This is a genomic window from Bacillus sp. FSL M7-1345 (genome assembly GCF_038006985.1).
GTDB classification, from domain to species: Bacteria; Bacillota; Bacilli; order Bacillales; family Bacillaceae_G; genus Bacillus_A; species Bacillus_A cereus_U.
The window spans coordinates 2,062,188-2,076,726 of sequence record NZ_JBBOWG010000001.1 but is presented as its reverse complement, the minus strand read 5'-3'; the positions used below and the strand labels follow the sequence as shown (position 1 = coordinate 2,076,726).

The following is a 14,539-nucleotide window of genomic DNA, read 5'->3' as shown; positions in this document are numbered from 1 at the left end:
CAAAAAATTTTGTAAACGTCAATGTATCCGTTGTCTTTTGTCAAAAAAATTCAAAAATAAAATCAATTATACAAATATCATTTTCTATTCCTTTTGTATATGATATGGTTAAGGAAAATATAACTTACCTCAATACAGTGAAAGGGATTAACATTATGACGCAAAAAATTACAAGAATGACCCAATTTGTAAAAGAAGAAATTGCGAATGCAATTACCCATGGTATCGGTGCCATTTTAAGCATCCCTGCCTTAATCATATTAATTATTCATGCTTCCAAACATGGTACAGCATCTGCTGTTGTTGGTTTTACCGTTTATGGCGTAAGCATGTTCTTGCTATACTTATTTTCTACACTGCTACATAGTATCCATCATCCAAAAGTAGAAAAGTTATTTACCATTTTAGATCACTCCGCCATATATTTATTAATTGCCGGCACGTATACACCATTTCTACTCATTACACTGCGTGGCCCGCTCGGTTGGACTTTACTCGCAATTATTTGGACCCTTGCGATTGGTGGAATTATTTTCAAAATCTTCTTTGTTCGTCGCTTTATTAAAACATCAACATTATGTTATATCATTATGGGTTGGCTCATCATCGTTGCCATTAAACCCCTTTATGAAAATTTAACCGGTCACGGCTTCTCACTACTATTAATAGGCGGCATTTTGTATTCTGTCGGAGCTATATTCTTCCTTTGGGAAAAGCTTCCGTTCAATCATGCCATTTGGCATCTCTTCGTACTAGGCGGTAGTACAATGATGTTTTTCTGCGTACTGTTTTATGTCTTACCCGCAGCATAAAAAAAGTTTCAGCTTGTTTAAGCTGAAACTTTTTTATTACTTATGTAATTGAGATGCAATAATATCTTTTGTATGCTGGGTTAACTCTTTAGCATCCATACTTGCATATTCTTCAGGTGTAATTGGCTTAGAAATTGTTAATGTTGCATGAGCTGGTTTCATACGATTTCCATTAGCCTCAAACATCTTATATGTACCATCTAAAGTTACTGGTAATATAGATACGCCAGATTTTACAGCAAGGTGAAAACTCCCTGCTTTAAACTCACCGATTTCGCCACCCTTACTTCTCGTTCCCTCTGGAAAAATTACGATAGAATGCCCGTTCTTTAACAGTTCAATTCCATCTTTAATTGCCTTAAGAGATTGACGGCGATCGCTGCGGTCCATAAACACACAATTCATTAGTTCCATCCATGTTGGTACAACCGGAAACTTTTTAATTTCCGCTTTTGAAACGAATCCAATTGGCTTATTTAAGTAACCTAGTAAAACAGGAATATCCATATTACTTTGATGATTACTTACAACTAGCACTGGCTTGTCTTTCGGAACATTTTCAAGTCCCTTTACTTCTACAGTCGATCCAGTTACACCCACCATTTTCTTACCAAACCAGTTTGTGGTTTTATACACAACACTATCTTTTTCTTGCGGTGACATCGCATTTGCTTTTCTTTTTATACGCCACAATCTTGGTGTAATCGCAATTACGATTAAAATTAAATAAAAGATTTTAAAAAACGTTTGAATCATACAGAACCCCCACCTATTATCATTCCGACCTTCATTATACTAGACAAACGAAGGAAAAAGAAGAAAAAATGTCCAAACAACAAGTGTTTGGACATTTTGAAGTTTTCTATATTAGAAACGTTTTGCTAATTCGCGTGCATTTACAATTGCTGCTTCTTTAATGTCTTGTGCTTTTTCAGGATTTGCATTCATTCCTTCAACTGCAATATATTCAGTGTCTGATACACCCATGAATCCTAATACTGCATTTAAATGATTGCGACCGAAGTCCATAGATGCGTATGCTCCTTCAGAGTAAACGCCGCCTGTAGCTTGAATATGAAGTGCTTTTTTGCCTTCTAGTAAGCCAACTGGACCATTTTCAGTATATTTGAATGTTTTGCCTGCAATTGATAAGTTATCTAAGTATGCTTTCACTACTGCTGGGTAGCTGAAGTTCCACATTGGAGTCACGAATACATAACGGTCTGCATGCATAAATGTTTCTAAGTTATTGTTCATTGCTGCAACTTTTTGTTGCTGATTTTCACTTAAAGTTTCGAATCCTTCGCCTGCTGCAAATTTACCCCAAGCAGCGAATACGTCTGCATCGATTGCTGGTACAGTTGTATTGAATAAATCAATTGTTACAACTTCGTCTTGTGGATGTTCGTTTTTATATGCTTCGATGAAAGCTTCCCCTACTGCCATACTGAAAGAACCTTCTGCTGAATTTGGATTTGCTGTAATAAATAGTACTTTTGTCATTGTATTATCTCCCTTTTTCAAATTTATCTTTAATTTGAGATTTATTATTTTATAGTAAATAACTTACCTTACGTAAGTATAATACAAAAAGTTTTAATGGCTGTCAATAAAAATAGCTACTTTTTTTTCGTAAGTTAATAATTTATATTATTTCAGTTAGTTTTTGTATATAAATATTAAGGTTTTAATCAAATAAAAAAACTACCTCCATATTTCATGGAGATAGTCTTCACCAATTACTACTTTTGAAAAACATGTTTCACTTTTTCAGCCGGAATATTACTTCCACCTCTACCTTTTACATCTTCAATCATCATTGTAATGACCATATCAGGTGAATTTAAATCAAACGCAGCGAACCAACCTAGTTCTTTTCCTTCTGCCTCTTTTGATACTTTTAATTCTGCTGTTCCTGTTTTACCAGCAAGGGTCATACCATCAATTTTTGCAATTTTCCCCGTACCATCTGGATCGTTAATTACTTTCGTTAAAGCCGTTTTCAATATATCTTGAGTTCCTTTAGAAATCACATTTTCTTTCCAGGCCTTTGGTTGTTTATCTGTTTTAATAAGATATGGCGACGGAATCGTTCCATCATTTACAATCGGTGCATACGTTAAGGCTAAATGAAGAGGGGTCATTAAGACTTGTCCTTGTCCATATCCTGTATCTGCCATTTGAATATCATTTTTTATGCCATCACTTGCGATTTTAGAAACTGGGAATCCGTATTCAATTGGTAATTTCTCATCAAATCCGAATTTTTTCGCCTCAGCCATAAATTTATCTTTTCCAATTTTCAAAGCTTCTTGTGCAAAGTAAATATTATCCGAGTATTTCATTGCCTTATCAAAATCAATCGGATTTGCATCTTTTACACGTGTTACGTAATAATTGCCCCAAGAAGAATCTTTCGTCCATTTCAATCCTTCAATTTTCAATTCTTCTTTCGGATCGATTGTTTTTGTTTCAAGTCCAATTGCACCTGTAATCGGCTTAAATACAGAACCCGGAACCGATAATTGTGTAAATCGATTCGTCATTGGTTTTTTCGGATCATTATTCCAAGCTTCACGTTGAGCTTTTGATGTCCCTCTTGCAATAAGATTAGGATCGTAAGCTGGACTACTTACAAGTGCAATCGTTTCCCCGCTTTTCGGATTAATTGCAGCACTAGATCCAGCCTCTCCTTTCATTTCATTATAAATTTTTTCTTGAGTAGCACTATCAATAGTTAAAGTTACATTTTCTCCATCAACAGCATCTGTTTTCGCTAAATTTTTAATCTCTTTTCCTTGCGCATCTTCCATGAAGACACGACCACCTTTTTTCCCGCGTAGCTGTTCTTCCAATACTTGCTCTAAACCAGCTTTACCAACTGGATCATCGGCTTGATAACCTTTCTTTTGAAGCGTCTTTAAATCTTCAGCATTTACCTTTCCGATATAACCAGTTAGATGAGCTGCCGCTTCCCCTAACGGATATGTACGAACATTTACAGGCTTTGTTGCAACACCTGGTAAATCAATGTACGTATTTTGCGTTGCTCCCTCAGGCAAAATTCCAATTGGTACGAGATACCCTGGTTTTACCCATTTAGCAGCTAGTTTTTGATCAATCTCTTCTACAGACATATTTAACAACTTCGCTACTGTTTCTTTCGTTTGTGGAGCAGTATCATCTAATTTTTCTGGAATGATTCCAATTTCAGAAGCTTTCCCATTCGTTGCAAGACCTTTTCCATTACGATCGTAAACTTCACCACGTTTTGGTTGTGTTGTTTGCATACGCACTTTACTATCTTTTGTCATGCCAGGGAAAATGAAATCAGGAGTCCAATCTATTTTCCAAGATTCTTTATCTCCATCTTTTTCTTTCACCATTTTTGCTTCATGTCCAAAAGTAATTTTACCACCAACTGTATCCATGCTTACCTTAAAAGGAACAGGGCCTTCATCTTTTTTATCTTCTTTTACTTCCCCTGTTTCTACCTTTAAGTCTTTCACTTCAATGCCAGAATAAATCTTTTCATATTTCTCAGTAAACTCTTTCTTTGAAATATCTTTTTTTGCATTTTCTGATAATTGATCATACATATCTGCAAATTTTTGTTTATTCCATGCTTTTACATATGTATCAAACGCTTCTTGTGGTTTTTCTTCTTTACCGCATCCAACTAGCATGAATGTTAAGCAAAGAAAAAGAATCCCCCATATTTTTCTCAACCGATTCTCCTCCTTTTATCACATAGCGTACTTCTAAAGATTTATAGCATTCTATACATGCTAACTCTCATTATAGCACTATCGAATCCCCTCTATAAAGATACATTTAATAATATAAATAAAAAGATTGATGTGAATGCTCACATCAATCTTTTTTTATTGTTGCTTTTCATAAATATGATAATAGTACGTGTACGGATTTTTTTCATCCGTTAAGCCCTTCTCCACAAAAACTTCTTTCCAATCAGTCATATCTATTTCTGGGAAGAATGTATCTCCATCAAACGCATGATGAATCTTTGTTATATACAATTTCTCCACATACGGTAAGAATAAATCATAAATTTGTGCTCCTCCAAAAATAAAGATTTCCTCTTCATCTTGGCATAGCTCAAACACTTCTTCCGCAGAATGAGTAACTTCACAACCTTCAACATGATACTCTCCATTGCGAGTTACGATAATATTACGTCTTCCTGGCAGTGGTCTACCAATCGCTTCATAGTTCTTTCTTCCCATAATAAGCGGGTGACCCATTGTCGTTTTCTTCACATACTGTAATTCACTTGGCAAATGCCAAGGTAATTTATTATCTTTACCAATTACTCTATTTTCGTCCATTGCGACCATAAATGAAATAATCATCTTTGCATCTCCTCTACAATTACACTGCAACTGGTGCTTTAATTGCTGGATGTGGATCATATCCTTCAATAGTTAAATCGTCCATTTCAAAATCAAACACAGATTTCACATCTGGATTTAATGTAAGTTTAGGGAACGGACGTGGTTCACGTGCCAACTGCTTTTCTACTTGTTCAAAATGATTTGTATAAATATGTGCATCACCAATTGTATGAACAAACTCTCCTACTTCGAGACCACATTCATGTGCAATTAAATGTGTTAAAAGTGAATAGCTTGCAATGTTAAATGGAATGCCAAGGAAAATATCACCGCTTCTTTGATATAACTGACAAGAAAGCTTTCCATCTGCTACATAAAATTGGAATAGCGTGTGACAAGGTGGTAATGCCATACTCGGTACATCTTCAGGATTCCAAGCAGAAACAATTAGGCGACGTGAATCTGGCGTTTTTTTAATCATATCAATTACATCTTTTAGCTGATCAAGCGTCTCACCAGCTGTCGTTTTCCAAGCACGCCACTGCTTACCGTATACGTCTCCTAAATAACCATATTTATTTGAGAAATCATCATCTTCTAAAACGTTCTTTTTAAACAATTCCATTTGCTCATCGTACTGCACTTTAAATTCCTCATCTTGTTGTGAGCGAAGACCGAAATCAGTCATATCAGGACCAGTATACTCATCACTTTCTACCCAGCTCTTAAATGCCCATTCATTCCAAATGTTATTATTATGCTGCAATAAATAACGAATATTTGTATCACCTTTCATAAACCAAAGTAGTTCACTTGCTACAAGGCGAAACGGGACTCTCTTTGTCGTTAATAAAGGAAATCCTTTACTCAGATCAAAACGCATTTGATATCCAAATACAGATACAGTTCCTGTCCCTGTACGATCTTCTTTCTTCGTACCGTGCTCCATTACATGGCGGCATAAATTTAAGTATTCATATTCAGCATGTTTCATATGTAGGAAAACCTTCTTTCAATCTTATATGAAATTTATCATAACATGAAAAACAATAAATTTAATAATCTTGATAAATAAAAATTATTTCAGTAATTCTTACAAAATTATTAACTTTCCATATTTAAAAAGGTTTTCATTTTCTATTACCGAAAGTATAGTGCGGTAGGATAAAATTTATATTTGGAGGTTAGAAGTATGTCTAAAATTGAAACTCCTGTTATGACTTCTTTACAAACAACGGTTGAAAAAATGATGAAGGATTTAAATGTTCCTGGTGCTGCTGTAGCTGTTATAAAAGACGGTGAAGTTATTATTTCGGAAGGTTTCGGCTATCGTAATATAGAGACAAAAGAGGCTGTTACACCGAGTACTCGGTTCGCAATTGGTTCCTCCACGAAAGCTTTTGGCACACTTTCCTTAAGCTTATTATCACAGCAAAAAAAGTTTAATTGGGACACTCCTGTACAGTCTTATATACCTAACTTCTCTTTATCTGAACTACTTGCTAGCTCACAAGTTTCAGGACGAGATTTAGCTTCTCATCGAACTGGTGTAAGTCGTCACGAGGCTCTTTGGTACAGTTCTTCTTTAACTCGAAAAGATATAGTAGAAAAAATAAAACATTTATCACTTGATGCTCCGTTCCGCACAGCATTTCTTTATAATAACTTAATGTATGCAACAATTAGCTACATTGTTGAAAACATTACAAATCAAACGTGGGAGCAATACGCTACAGAACATATTTTAGAACCTTTAAATATGAGACATACAAATTTCTCTGTTACAGATTCACAAACTACAGATGATTATGCTTTACCTTACATTGAAAATGAAGGTGAAATAAAAGAAGTTCCATTCCGTAACATCGATACAGTCGGCGCTGCTGGATGTATTAATTCTACAATTGAAGATATGGCAAATTGGGTACTTCTTCACTTAAACGAAGGAAAGTTTGGAGATCATGAATTAATCTCCCCTGAATTATTACAACAAATGTATACACCACACAATTCAATTCCAGATCAACCAGTTCTATCACTCCCTGAATCTCCATTAAATAGTTACGGCCTCGGTTGGTTTATTAGCGCTTATCGTGGTAATAAAGTGATTCATCATGGCGGTAATATTGATGGATTTTCGGCACTTGTTTCATTCATGCCAAAAGAAAATGTAGGCCTTGTCATTTTAACGAATGCTGGAGGCACATTACTTCCTACTTATCTTGCTAACCAAATTTATGACGATCTACTTGAATTAGAAAGCATCGATTGGCATAAACGTGCTGTAGAAGATACTGAAAAAATGAAGGAAATGATGAAAGAAGCAACTGAATCCCTTCCAAAGCAAATTAAAGGGACTGCACCTTCTCACAAATTAGAGGACTACACTGGTACTTTTGAACATCCTGCTTATGGAGTATTAAAAGTATATAAACGGGATGATTCATTACACGTACAATTTATGGAGATGGAGATTCAATTACAGCATCATCATTACGACATTTTCTCCGCACCAGTTGACTTATTCCAAATGAAAATGAGTCTATTGTTTTCATATGAAATGAATGTGAGTGGTGAATTCCCATCCCTTCAGTTACATGTACCAGCTACGTTAAGTACTCAGCCGCTTACATTTAAGAAAATTTAATAATTATTTTAATAATAAAAAAAGTAGGTGTGAGATAACACACCTACTTTTCCTAGTCTTCATTTATCATTTCACTATCAAACCAAATCGGCTTCGATAATTCAAAGTTTTTATGATCTTCTAAAACAATAGTAAGGCGTTCTAACGTATCATCTAACATATGCGGTGCTGCTCGTAATGACCAGACAACTGAAGAGAAAACTGTCATGCCAACGTACACCGCATATAAATTCCAGAACTCCTCTGGTATTCTACCATCAAAGTATCCTTCTATTTGTCCGATTGAATACGGAATACTAATGTCCCTTGCAAATAGTGCAATTTTTACGAAATCATGAAGTGGGTCACCCCAGTCGTAGCCATTAAAATCAACAACACCTACATATTTCGCGTCACGCACAATTATATTTTCTAAATGAAAATCATCATGTTGAAATCGATTTGGACGATCCTTTACATACATTTCATTTTCATCTATAAACTTAATAATTTTATCATCATTTTTAATTTTAATTCCGCATGTTTTGTATGCCTCTAAATATTTTCGATGTTTTTTCATTGCTCTTTCATACCATGGAAGTATACCCTTAGGAGCTTCATATGTATGCATTTTTGCTAAATCTTTTCCTGCCTCTATACCTATATCATATTGTTCTTTTGGCGTATATGTCGGCAACAACTTCTTCGCATCTTCTCCTTCTATATACGAAAAAACACCGTAGCATAAACCTTCTTCTTCCAACAAACCCATTTCAATTGGCTTTTGTGCTTGCACACTACGTTTTTGCATTTCATTTAAAATTTGAAACTCTATTTTCTTTCTTTCAAACTCTTTTATATCGCCTGTCCGTAACAAATACTTTTCATCTTCAATAGTCGTAATGATATATTTTTTATCAGGAGAGAAACCTTTAGAGATTTCTTCAATATTTGCTGCATCTTTTACTATTTGTATATTGTTTTGCCATGCTGTAATTGTCTTCATGTTTATTCCCCTTACATTTCTACATTTGGTGTATACGCTACTTCTATAATAAATCCATTCGGATCGTAAAAATCAATCGTATAGTATCCGTCCGAATAATGACTCATTTCTATCGGACCACGTATTACCTTCACTTTTGTACTAGCAAGAAAATCTGCTACTTCATCAACTACTTCTCTACGAATAGCTTGGTAACAAATATGTCTAGGCCCTAAAGTCCTTACAATTTCCCCGTCCACCTCTTTAAAATACATTTCACTTTCTCCATCCAATTATCAAAAACAATTTATCATAAAAAGAAATAGACTCCTCTAAATTCGCGACCCAAAATTCAATATGATGAATGCCTGCTCGAAGTGTATTCATTTTAAGAATGCGCCCCTTGTACTACTTGCACAATTTCCATTGGCGTATGAACCATATAATCTGGTGCATCTTTTTTCACTGTTTCAATGACATCATACCCCCAAGATACCCAAATTACGTTTACCCCAGCCTTTTTACATGCTGCTACGTCTCTCTGTTCATCACCGACATACAACATATCTTGTTCTGTTAGCTTTTTCGACTTTAAAAATCTTTTTATCATTTTATCTTTACCAAACAAATTTTTAGAACAATACACTTCTTGAATATTTTCTATTCTATTATTACGTAAAAATGCCCTAATATGCTCTTCTGAGTTCGAAGATATAACCGCAATCCCGTAGCCTTTTTTATGTAATTCATCTAAAACATCCTTCATCCCATGGAATAAAACGAGATCTTTTATAGCAGGTTGATATAATTTATAAAACTCTAACGCTAATATCGGTAATTTATACAGTGGTACATCGAGTTGTTTACATCTTTCAGCAATAGTCAGTTTTCGTAAAGGCTCGATTTCTTCCTCACTAACTGTCTTATATCCATGCTTTTCAGCAAGTTGATTATAAATTGGTACAAATATATTTTGTGAATCTACTAACGTGCCATCAAAGTCAAAAACAATGTATTTTTGCATTCCCAGACTCCCTTTGTTTTTTTCCTAAACCTATGTTATTCAACATCATAAATGTCTTACCCTTTCATACACATAAAAAAAGAACAAGATTTTCTCTTGTTCTTCATTAAGACAACCATTTCGGCGGTACATTCGTATTCCAATAAATATTTCCTAACTCATGGTGTCCTGAGTATCCATCATCAAAACGATGATAGTGGAAATTAAAATAATATCCATCTTGCGGTGGATGATCTCTCCTTACATGAAATCGCAGTAAGTCATTTCCTGATTTCGTGTCATAAACATGAAAAATCTTTTCATTATTTCCGCCAGCTGGTCTTTGAGAAATTGCTAATGATTGTAACGATTCTTCTGGCACATCATTTGCAAGTTCCGCAATTGCCTCTTCAATTTTAGGTAATACAACATCTTTAAATTCATCTTCAATTACAGGCCCAATTTTAGAGCCAAATTTTTGCATAGATTGCTTCTCTGCTTCTTGCATCGCATAGTTAACAAAAGTATCAGTGGTTAACCTATCATTCGTTTCTTCATATGTATAGGACGTACTCTCCAAATTTTGTTGCCCAGCTGTGCTCGTAGGCTTGTCCGCAGCTTTGGCATTATCAAGTAATATGGAAGGAGGCGTCACTAAACCAAACGTAAATACGGTAATTAATGCGACTAAGGTTTTTCTAAACCAATTTGGCATTTATGTTCCCTCCCCTTTCACTCATTATATTTTATTTAACGGTTGTTTCTTCTATTATACAAAATGATTGTAATTTTTGCACTTTACAAATTTGTTAACGTTCACATATTTTTCACTTGAATATGAAATTGTAAGATTTCATACACTAGAAATACAACAACAATGAGGAGGCAATCAAATGACTTTAGATGTCATATATTCCGCCGCAAGCATACTCCTTTTAGTATATTTTATTTATCAGTGTGTTACAGACTAGAAAAAGAGCCATTTCCGGCTCTTTTTCTATGGTAAAAATACAATCCAACCAATGAATACTATAAAAATAACTCCAATAATTACTGCTGGCAATAAATAAAACTGTGAGAGGATGACTGTTCCGTACATAAATACGACTGGAAGGAGCAAATAACGATCCGCCTTCCACCTTAATAATAGTAATTCTCCTTCATCACAATATAAATGTAGAAACATTTTCTTCGTAAATTCATTCCAATAATCACGCGCATAGCGAGAAATAGCAACTATAGCAAATACAAGAATAATAACTGTTATCCACTGCGGAGTCACGATAATACTTACAGTACTTATACATACAATTTGAACATAAAACATTAAAGCACTACTTGTACGCAAAAATTCTTTTAAAAACGCTTCTACAATACGCGAATCAGATTTTTTTCCTAATATCTTTTTAGAACGAGGGAACATCCACGGTTTTTTATTCGAACTACTTGGCTTCGCAGCATGGCCACCAACTTGCATAATCCCTACCGTCCAACGCATACTTTCTTCTTTCTCTTTCTCAACTTCTTTAAAAAAGAAATTTTTATAATTCATCTTTTCTTTTACCAAGACTATAGTAAATAAAGCTGCTAGACCGATAAATAATATGGAATACAATGGATTTTTATAAATAAAAAATACACTGATTCCAAAAAAAATCAAACTAAAAGAAAATATAACATCTTTTATAATCAATAAAACCCATCGTTTCCCCACACGTACATTTATGAATCTCGTCAACAACGATAGCATAAATCGAAAAACAGTAAAGAAAATCCAGAACAGTACGATTTGTATAATTGTCGCTCCCATACTTTTCATCAGTATAGGCAGCATAATGAATACTACAATTGCGTTCGTTATTGCAATCCGAATTAACGTATATATCATGCCAAGCTTCATTAATCTTCGCATATGATTTGGGTACGAAATTAAAAATAAGCTATCTGCTTGTTCAAAAAATGAGCGAACTCCTCTTGAAAATGTAACAAAGTAAAATGCAAGTAAACCTAATCCAAAATAAACGGTCTCTTCCATTGATAGTTCTTTTATCCATAATGAACGATAATACATTCCAATAAATATAAGTGCGGGAATAACAATATATAATGCTACTGTCCAATCTGTTACAGAACGAATCGCTTTCCATTTTCTTTGCAATTCATGACGTAACCTTTTATTAAACTGTTGTTTAATCATTTTGTTCCCGCCTTACAATTGCATCGAAACAATCTAACAGTGTACTTCCTGGCATTTCTGCTAACGATTGGATCGCCTCTAAATGCCCATCTGCTACTAATGTACCTTGCGAAATGAGTAAAAATCTTTCACAAATTCTTTCAGCTGTATCCAGCACGTGCGTACAAAGTAATATACCTGCTCCTCGCTCTTTTTCTTTATATAAGTAATTCAAAAAGTCTTTCGTGGCTACTGGATCTAAACCGATAAAAGGCTCATCGATAATATAGAAATCTGGCTCTGTTAAAAATGCTAATATTAGCATCGATTTTTGTTTCATACCTTTTGAAAACTTTGATATGTATTCGTGTATATGTTTTTCCATTCGAAACGTATGTAATAATTCCCTTGCTTTGTCCTCCCAATTTCCCTCTTCATTTCCACGGGTAGCCATTAACAATTCAATATGCTCCCACAAAGTTAAATAATCATAATAAGTGGGATGCTCCGGTACATATGCATATGGATTTTTCTTTTCACCAAACGAGATTTCACCATCCGTATTGACAAGCAAACCGAGTATCGATTTAATTGTCGTACTCTTTCCTGCGCCATTCGCACCAATAAGAGCAACTAACTCGCCTTTTTCAATTGCAAAGGCAATATCATGAACTGTCTTTTCACCAATTTCATATCCGGCTGAGCGGATATTCACCTCTAGCATAATACTTACCTTCTTTCCATTTACATTACAATCAAGGAAAATGATAACATATCCCTCTTAATTTAGTATTATATCACTTCTGATATATTTGTTTCGGTAGCAGGAAAAAACATATTTCAAGAGAATATTTAATGTTTGTAGTTTTAAATTGAAAGGACTGTAACTATGAAAAACATTGAAGCTATTTTCATTGATCGTGACGGAACAATTGGCGGTGATACTACAATACATTATCCAGGTTCTTTCACATTATTTCCTTTTACAAAGGAATCTTTACAAAAGTTAAAAGCTCAAAATATTAAACTATTCTCTTTTACGAATCAACCAGGTATCGCGGATGGAAAAGCAACTGCGAATGATTTTGTGCAAGAATTAAAAGGGTTTGGTTTTGATGATATTTACCTTTGTCCTCATAAACATGGTGGCGGATGTGAATGCCGCAAACCGAGCACAGGTATGCTCCTGCAAGCAGCAGCAAAACATAGGCTTGATTTAACAAAATGCGCTGTAATCGGTGATCGCTGGACTGATATTGTTGCTGGTGCAAAAGTAAATGCAACAACAATATTAGTTCGAACTGGTGCTGGATATGATGCTTTACATACGTTCCGAGACAAATGGGCACATATTGAACCGAATTACATTGCAGAAAACTTTGAAGACGCTACAAATTGGATTTTAAATCATCAATAAAAAAATTAAATGAGACGTCTTCACTTTGAAAACGTCTCATTTAACTATATATATTTCAAAAAGTTAATTCATAATGGAAATAACGATTATCTCTCAAGTATCCATTTTCAGCGTATAATCGCTGAGCTGATAAATTATCAATCTCTGTTTGTAATTTTACACCTTTTGCGCCATTTTCTAAGGCGAATTCTTTAGCAGCTTCTAATAATTTTTTACCTGTTCCGGCTCCGCGCTTTGCCTCTTGTACAAACAGATCATTTAAAATCCATAATTCTTTCATCGAAATGGAAGAAAATGAAGGATATAGTTGCGTGAATCCAATATATTCACCGTCTTCAACTGCGACGAAAATAATGGATTCTTTTCTCTCGATTCGATTTCGTAAAAACACTTTTGCTCCTTCAATATCGGAATCTTGTCGATAAAATACTCGATAGTTATTAAAAACAGATGCTAGTCCATCTAAATCTGCAATTGTTGCTTCATATATTCTCATTTTACTCCATTCCCCTTCCAATACTGTTTCATAATATCTGTTGCCCATTTAGGCTGCTTTATTTCTTCCCTCGGTATAAATTCTTTCATAACAGGCTTAATATCCAATATAGGTGTACCATCGATTGCGTCTAATCCTTCAACAACAATTGTTTTTCCATCTCTTCTTATCACATTAACAATTGTCGCTCCTATTCGGTTCGGACGATTTTTTCCACGCTGTGCAAAAATCCCTACTTTCGGATACTTACTATTATTTCTAGGGTGTCTAGCAGAATATTGAATTTGTTCATCTGTTACTTTATGAAAATAGAAAATAACTTCAATATGAGAAAACTCTTCGATCCCTTGTATACTTTCCTCTGTATACATATCAGTTAAAGTAATACAGGATCTTACATCTCCCCACTCATCATCTTTTATTTCCTTTCTTTCATTATGTACAAATGCGATTGGTTGAACTGAAAACATCCGCATTCCCCCTCAAATGTAACCACTTACATTATAAGATATTTTCTGAATGTTTTCCACACATACGATTGTTGTTTACATAATAAAATTATATCTTATTTTTATTTCTTCATTTATTATTTTGTAATACTCAGTAGATGATTCCCAGCTCATTCCACCAATAAGACCTATTAATTTCATATATTCACCTTTAAGATAA

General features: G+C 34.5%; 16 protein-coding genes and 1 pseudogene. 3 read left to right on the top strand and 14 right to left on the bottom strand.

The features are described from left to right. Positions 1–155 precede the first annotated feature (155 nt). The gene (gene trhA / locus MHB76_RS10805) at positions 156–812 is read left to right on the top strand and encodes a PAQR family membrane homeostasis protein TrhA (RefSeq protein WP_002118985.1); all 657 of its coding nucleotides are present in this window, start codon (positions 156–158) and stop codon (positions 810–812) included. Positions 813–848: 36 nt separating this feature from the next. Here the strand turns inward: trhA and MHB76_RS10800 are convergent, their stop codons facing one another. From MHB76_RS10800 to MHB76_RS10780, 5 genes are all read right to left on the bottom strand, one after another. Beyond that, a complete protein-coding gene (locus tag MHB76_RS10800) occupies positions 849–1,568 on the bottom strand; it encodes a lysophospholipid acyltransferase family protein (RefSeq protein WP_002158013.1) in 720 nt (239 codons plus the stop codon). 111 nt (positions 1,569–1,679) lie between these two features. Next, complete coding sequence (locus MHB76_RS10795) at positions 1,680–2,315, bottom strand: FMN-dependent NADH-azoreductase (protein WP_002158014.1); 636 nt, start codon at positions 2,313–2,315, stop codon at positions 1,680–1,682. A 239-nt stretch (positions 2,316–2,554) separates the two neighbouring features. Further along, complete coding sequence (pbpC, locus tag MHB76_RS10790; RefSeq protein WP_199710034.1) at positions 2,555–4,540, bottom strand: penicillin-binding protein 3; 1,986 nt, start codon at positions 4,538–4,540, stop codon at positions 2,555–2,557. Between the two features lie 156 nt (positions 4,541–4,696). Beyond that, complete coding sequence (locus tag MHB76_RS10785) at positions 4,697–5,185, bottom strand: dihydrofolate reductase (protein WP_340986456.1); 489 nt, start codon at positions 5,183–5,185, stop codon at positions 4,697–4,699. Between the two features lie 19 nt (positions 5,186–5,204). Further along, positions 5,205–6,161: a thymidylate synthase gene (locus tag MHB76_RS10780; RefSeq protein ID WP_340986454.1), complete on the bottom strand. Its 957-nt coding sequence runs from the start codon at positions 6,159–6,161 to the stop codon at positions 5,205–5,207. 198 nt (positions 6,162–6,359) lie between these two features. Between MHB76_RS10780 and MHB76_RS10775 the strand changes: the two genes are divergently transcribed. Beyond that, on the top strand, positions 6,360–7,814 hold the full coding sequence (locus tag MHB76_RS10775; RefSeq protein ID WP_078173697.1) for a serine hydrolase: 1,455 nt from the start codon (positions 6,360–6,362) through the stop codon (positions 7,812–7,814). A gap of 52 nt (positions 7,815–7,866) precedes the next feature. Here the strand turns inward: MHB76_RS10775 and MHB76_RS10770 are convergent, their stop codons facing one another. The 6 genes from MHB76_RS10770 to MHB76_RS10745 all read right to left on the bottom strand — a co-directional run bounded on the left by MHB76_RS10770 (position 7,867) and on the right by MHB76_RS10745 (position 12,681). Then, positions 7,867–8,799 (bottom strand): aminoglycoside phosphotransferase family protein, encoded by a 933-nt coding sequence (locus MHB76_RS10770; RefSeq protein WP_078173698.1) that lies wholly within the window; start codon positions 8,797–8,799, stop codon positions 7,867–7,869. A gap of 11 nt (positions 8,800–8,810) precedes the next feature. Next, positions 8,811–9,071, bottom strand: coding sequence for a VOC family protein (locus tag MHB76_RS10765; protein WP_308033515.1), 261 nt, complete (start codon positions 9,069–9,071; stop codon positions 8,811–8,813). Positions 9,072–9,166: 95 nt separating this feature from the next. Continuing rightward, complete coding sequence (locus MHB76_RS10760) at positions 9,167–9,802, bottom strand: HAD-IA family hydrolase (protein ID WP_199710035.1); 636 nt, start codon at positions 9,800–9,802, stop codon at positions 9,167–9,169. A 106-nt stretch (positions 9,803–9,908) separates the two neighbouring features. Beyond that, entirely contained in the window at positions 9,909–10,496 is a 588-nt protein-coding gene (locus tag MHB76_RS10755; protein WP_002031682.1) for a YpjP family protein, read from the bottom strand. A gap of 282 nt (positions 10,497–10,778) precedes the next feature. Next, on the bottom strand, positions 10,779–11,978 hold the full coding sequence (locus tag MHB76_RS10750) for an ABC transporter permease (protein WP_340986448.1): 1,200 nt from the start codon (positions 11,976–11,978) through the stop codon (positions 10,779–10,781). Further along, positions 11,971–12,681, bottom strand: coding sequence for an ABC transporter ATP-binding protein (locus tag MHB76_RS10745; RefSeq protein WP_340986445.1), 711 nt, complete (start codon positions 12,679–12,681; stop codon positions 11,971–11,973). Before MHB76_RS10745 ends, MHB76_RS10750 begins: the two co-directional genes overlap by 8 nt. A gap of 165 nt (positions 12,682–12,846) precedes the next feature. Between MHB76_RS10745 and MHB76_RS10740 the strand changes: the two genes are divergently transcribed. After that, positions 12,847–13,374, top strand: coding sequence for an HAD-IIIA family hydrolase (locus MHB76_RS10740; RefSeq protein ID WP_340986443.1), 528 nt, complete (start codon positions 12,847–12,849; stop codon positions 13,372–13,374). Between the two features lie 55 nt (positions 13,375–13,429). Here the strand turns inward: MHB76_RS10740 and MHB76_RS10735 are convergent, their stop codons facing one another. From MHB76_RS10735 to MHB76_RS10725, 3 genes and pseudogenes are all read right to left on the bottom strand, one after another. Further along, complete coding sequence (locus tag MHB76_RS10735; RefSeq protein WP_033710381.1) at positions 13,430–13,870, bottom strand: GNAT family N-acetyltransferase; 441 nt, start codon at positions 13,868–13,870, stop codon at positions 13,430–13,432. Next, positions 13,867–14,340 carry a tRNA (N6-threonylcarbamoyladenosine(37)-N6)-methyltransferase TrmO gene (gene tsaA, locus MHB76_RS10730; protein WP_002158028.1) on the bottom strand — a complete coding sequence of 158 codons (474 nt, stop codon included), beginning with the start codon at positions 14,338–14,340 and terminating at the stop codon, positions 13,867–13,869. The genes MHB76_RS10735 and tsaA overlap by 4 nt, the downstream gene beginning before the upstream one ends. 93 nt (positions 14,341–14,433) lie before the next feature. Next, positions 14,434–14,520, bottom strand: a pseudogene (locus MHB76_RS10725) (aspartate racemase); the annotation flags it as partial. Between the last annotated feature and the right edge of the window lie 19 nt (positions 14,521–14,539).

Coding starts and splice junctions, on each gene's coding strand:
- trhA (WP_002118985.1), top strand. CDS start 156: ATGACGCAAAAAATTACAAGAATGACCCAATTTGTAAAAGAAGAAATT.
- MHB76_RS10800 (WP_002158013.1), bottom strand. CDS start 1,568: ATGATTCAAACGTTTTTTAAAATCTTTTATTTAATTTTAATCGTAATT.
- MHB76_RS10795 (WP_002158014.1), bottom strand. CDS start 2,315: ATGACAAAAGTACTATTTATTACAGCAAATCCAAATTCAGCAGAAGGT.
- MHB76_RS10785 (WP_340986456.1), bottom strand. CDS start 5,185: ATGATTATTTCATTTATGGTCGCAATGGACGAAAATAGAGTAATTGGT.
- MHB76_RS10780 (WP_340986454.1), bottom strand. CDS start 6,161: ATGAAACATGCTGAATATGAATACTTAAATTTATGCCGCCATGTAATG.
- MHB76_RS10775 (WP_078173697.1), top strand. CDS start 6,360: ATGTCTAAAATTGAAACTCCTGTTATGACTTCTTTACAAACAACGGTT.
- MHB76_RS10770 (WP_078173698.1), bottom strand. CDS start 8,799: ATGAAGACAATTACAGCATGGCAAAACAATATACAAATAGTAAAAGAT.
- MHB76_RS10760 (WP_199710035.1), bottom strand. CDS start 9,802: ATGCAAAAATACATTGTTTTTGACTTTGATGGCACGTTAGTAGATTCA.
- MHB76_RS10755 (WP_002031682.1), bottom strand. CDS start 10,496: ATGCCAAATTGGTTTAGAAAAACCTTAGTCGCATTAATTACCGTATTT.
- MHB76_RS10750 (WP_340986448.1), bottom strand. CDS start 11,978: ATGATTAAACAACAGTTTAATAAAAGGTTACGTCATGAATTGCAAAGA.
- MHB76_RS10745 (WP_340986445.1), bottom strand. CDS start 12,681: ATGCTAGAGGTGAATATCCGCTCAGCCGGATATGAAATTGGTGAAAAG.
- MHB76_RS10740 (WP_340986443.1), top strand. CDS start 12,847: ATGAAAAACATTGAAGCTATTTTCATTGATCGTGACGGAACAATTGGC.
- MHB76_RS10735 (WP_033710381.1), bottom strand. CDS start 13,870: ATGAGAATATATGAAGCAACAATTGCAGATTTAGATGGACTAGCATCT.
- tsaA (WP_002158028.1), bottom strand. CDS start 14,340: ATGTTTTCAGTTCAACCAATCGCATTTGTACATAATGAAAGAAAGGAA.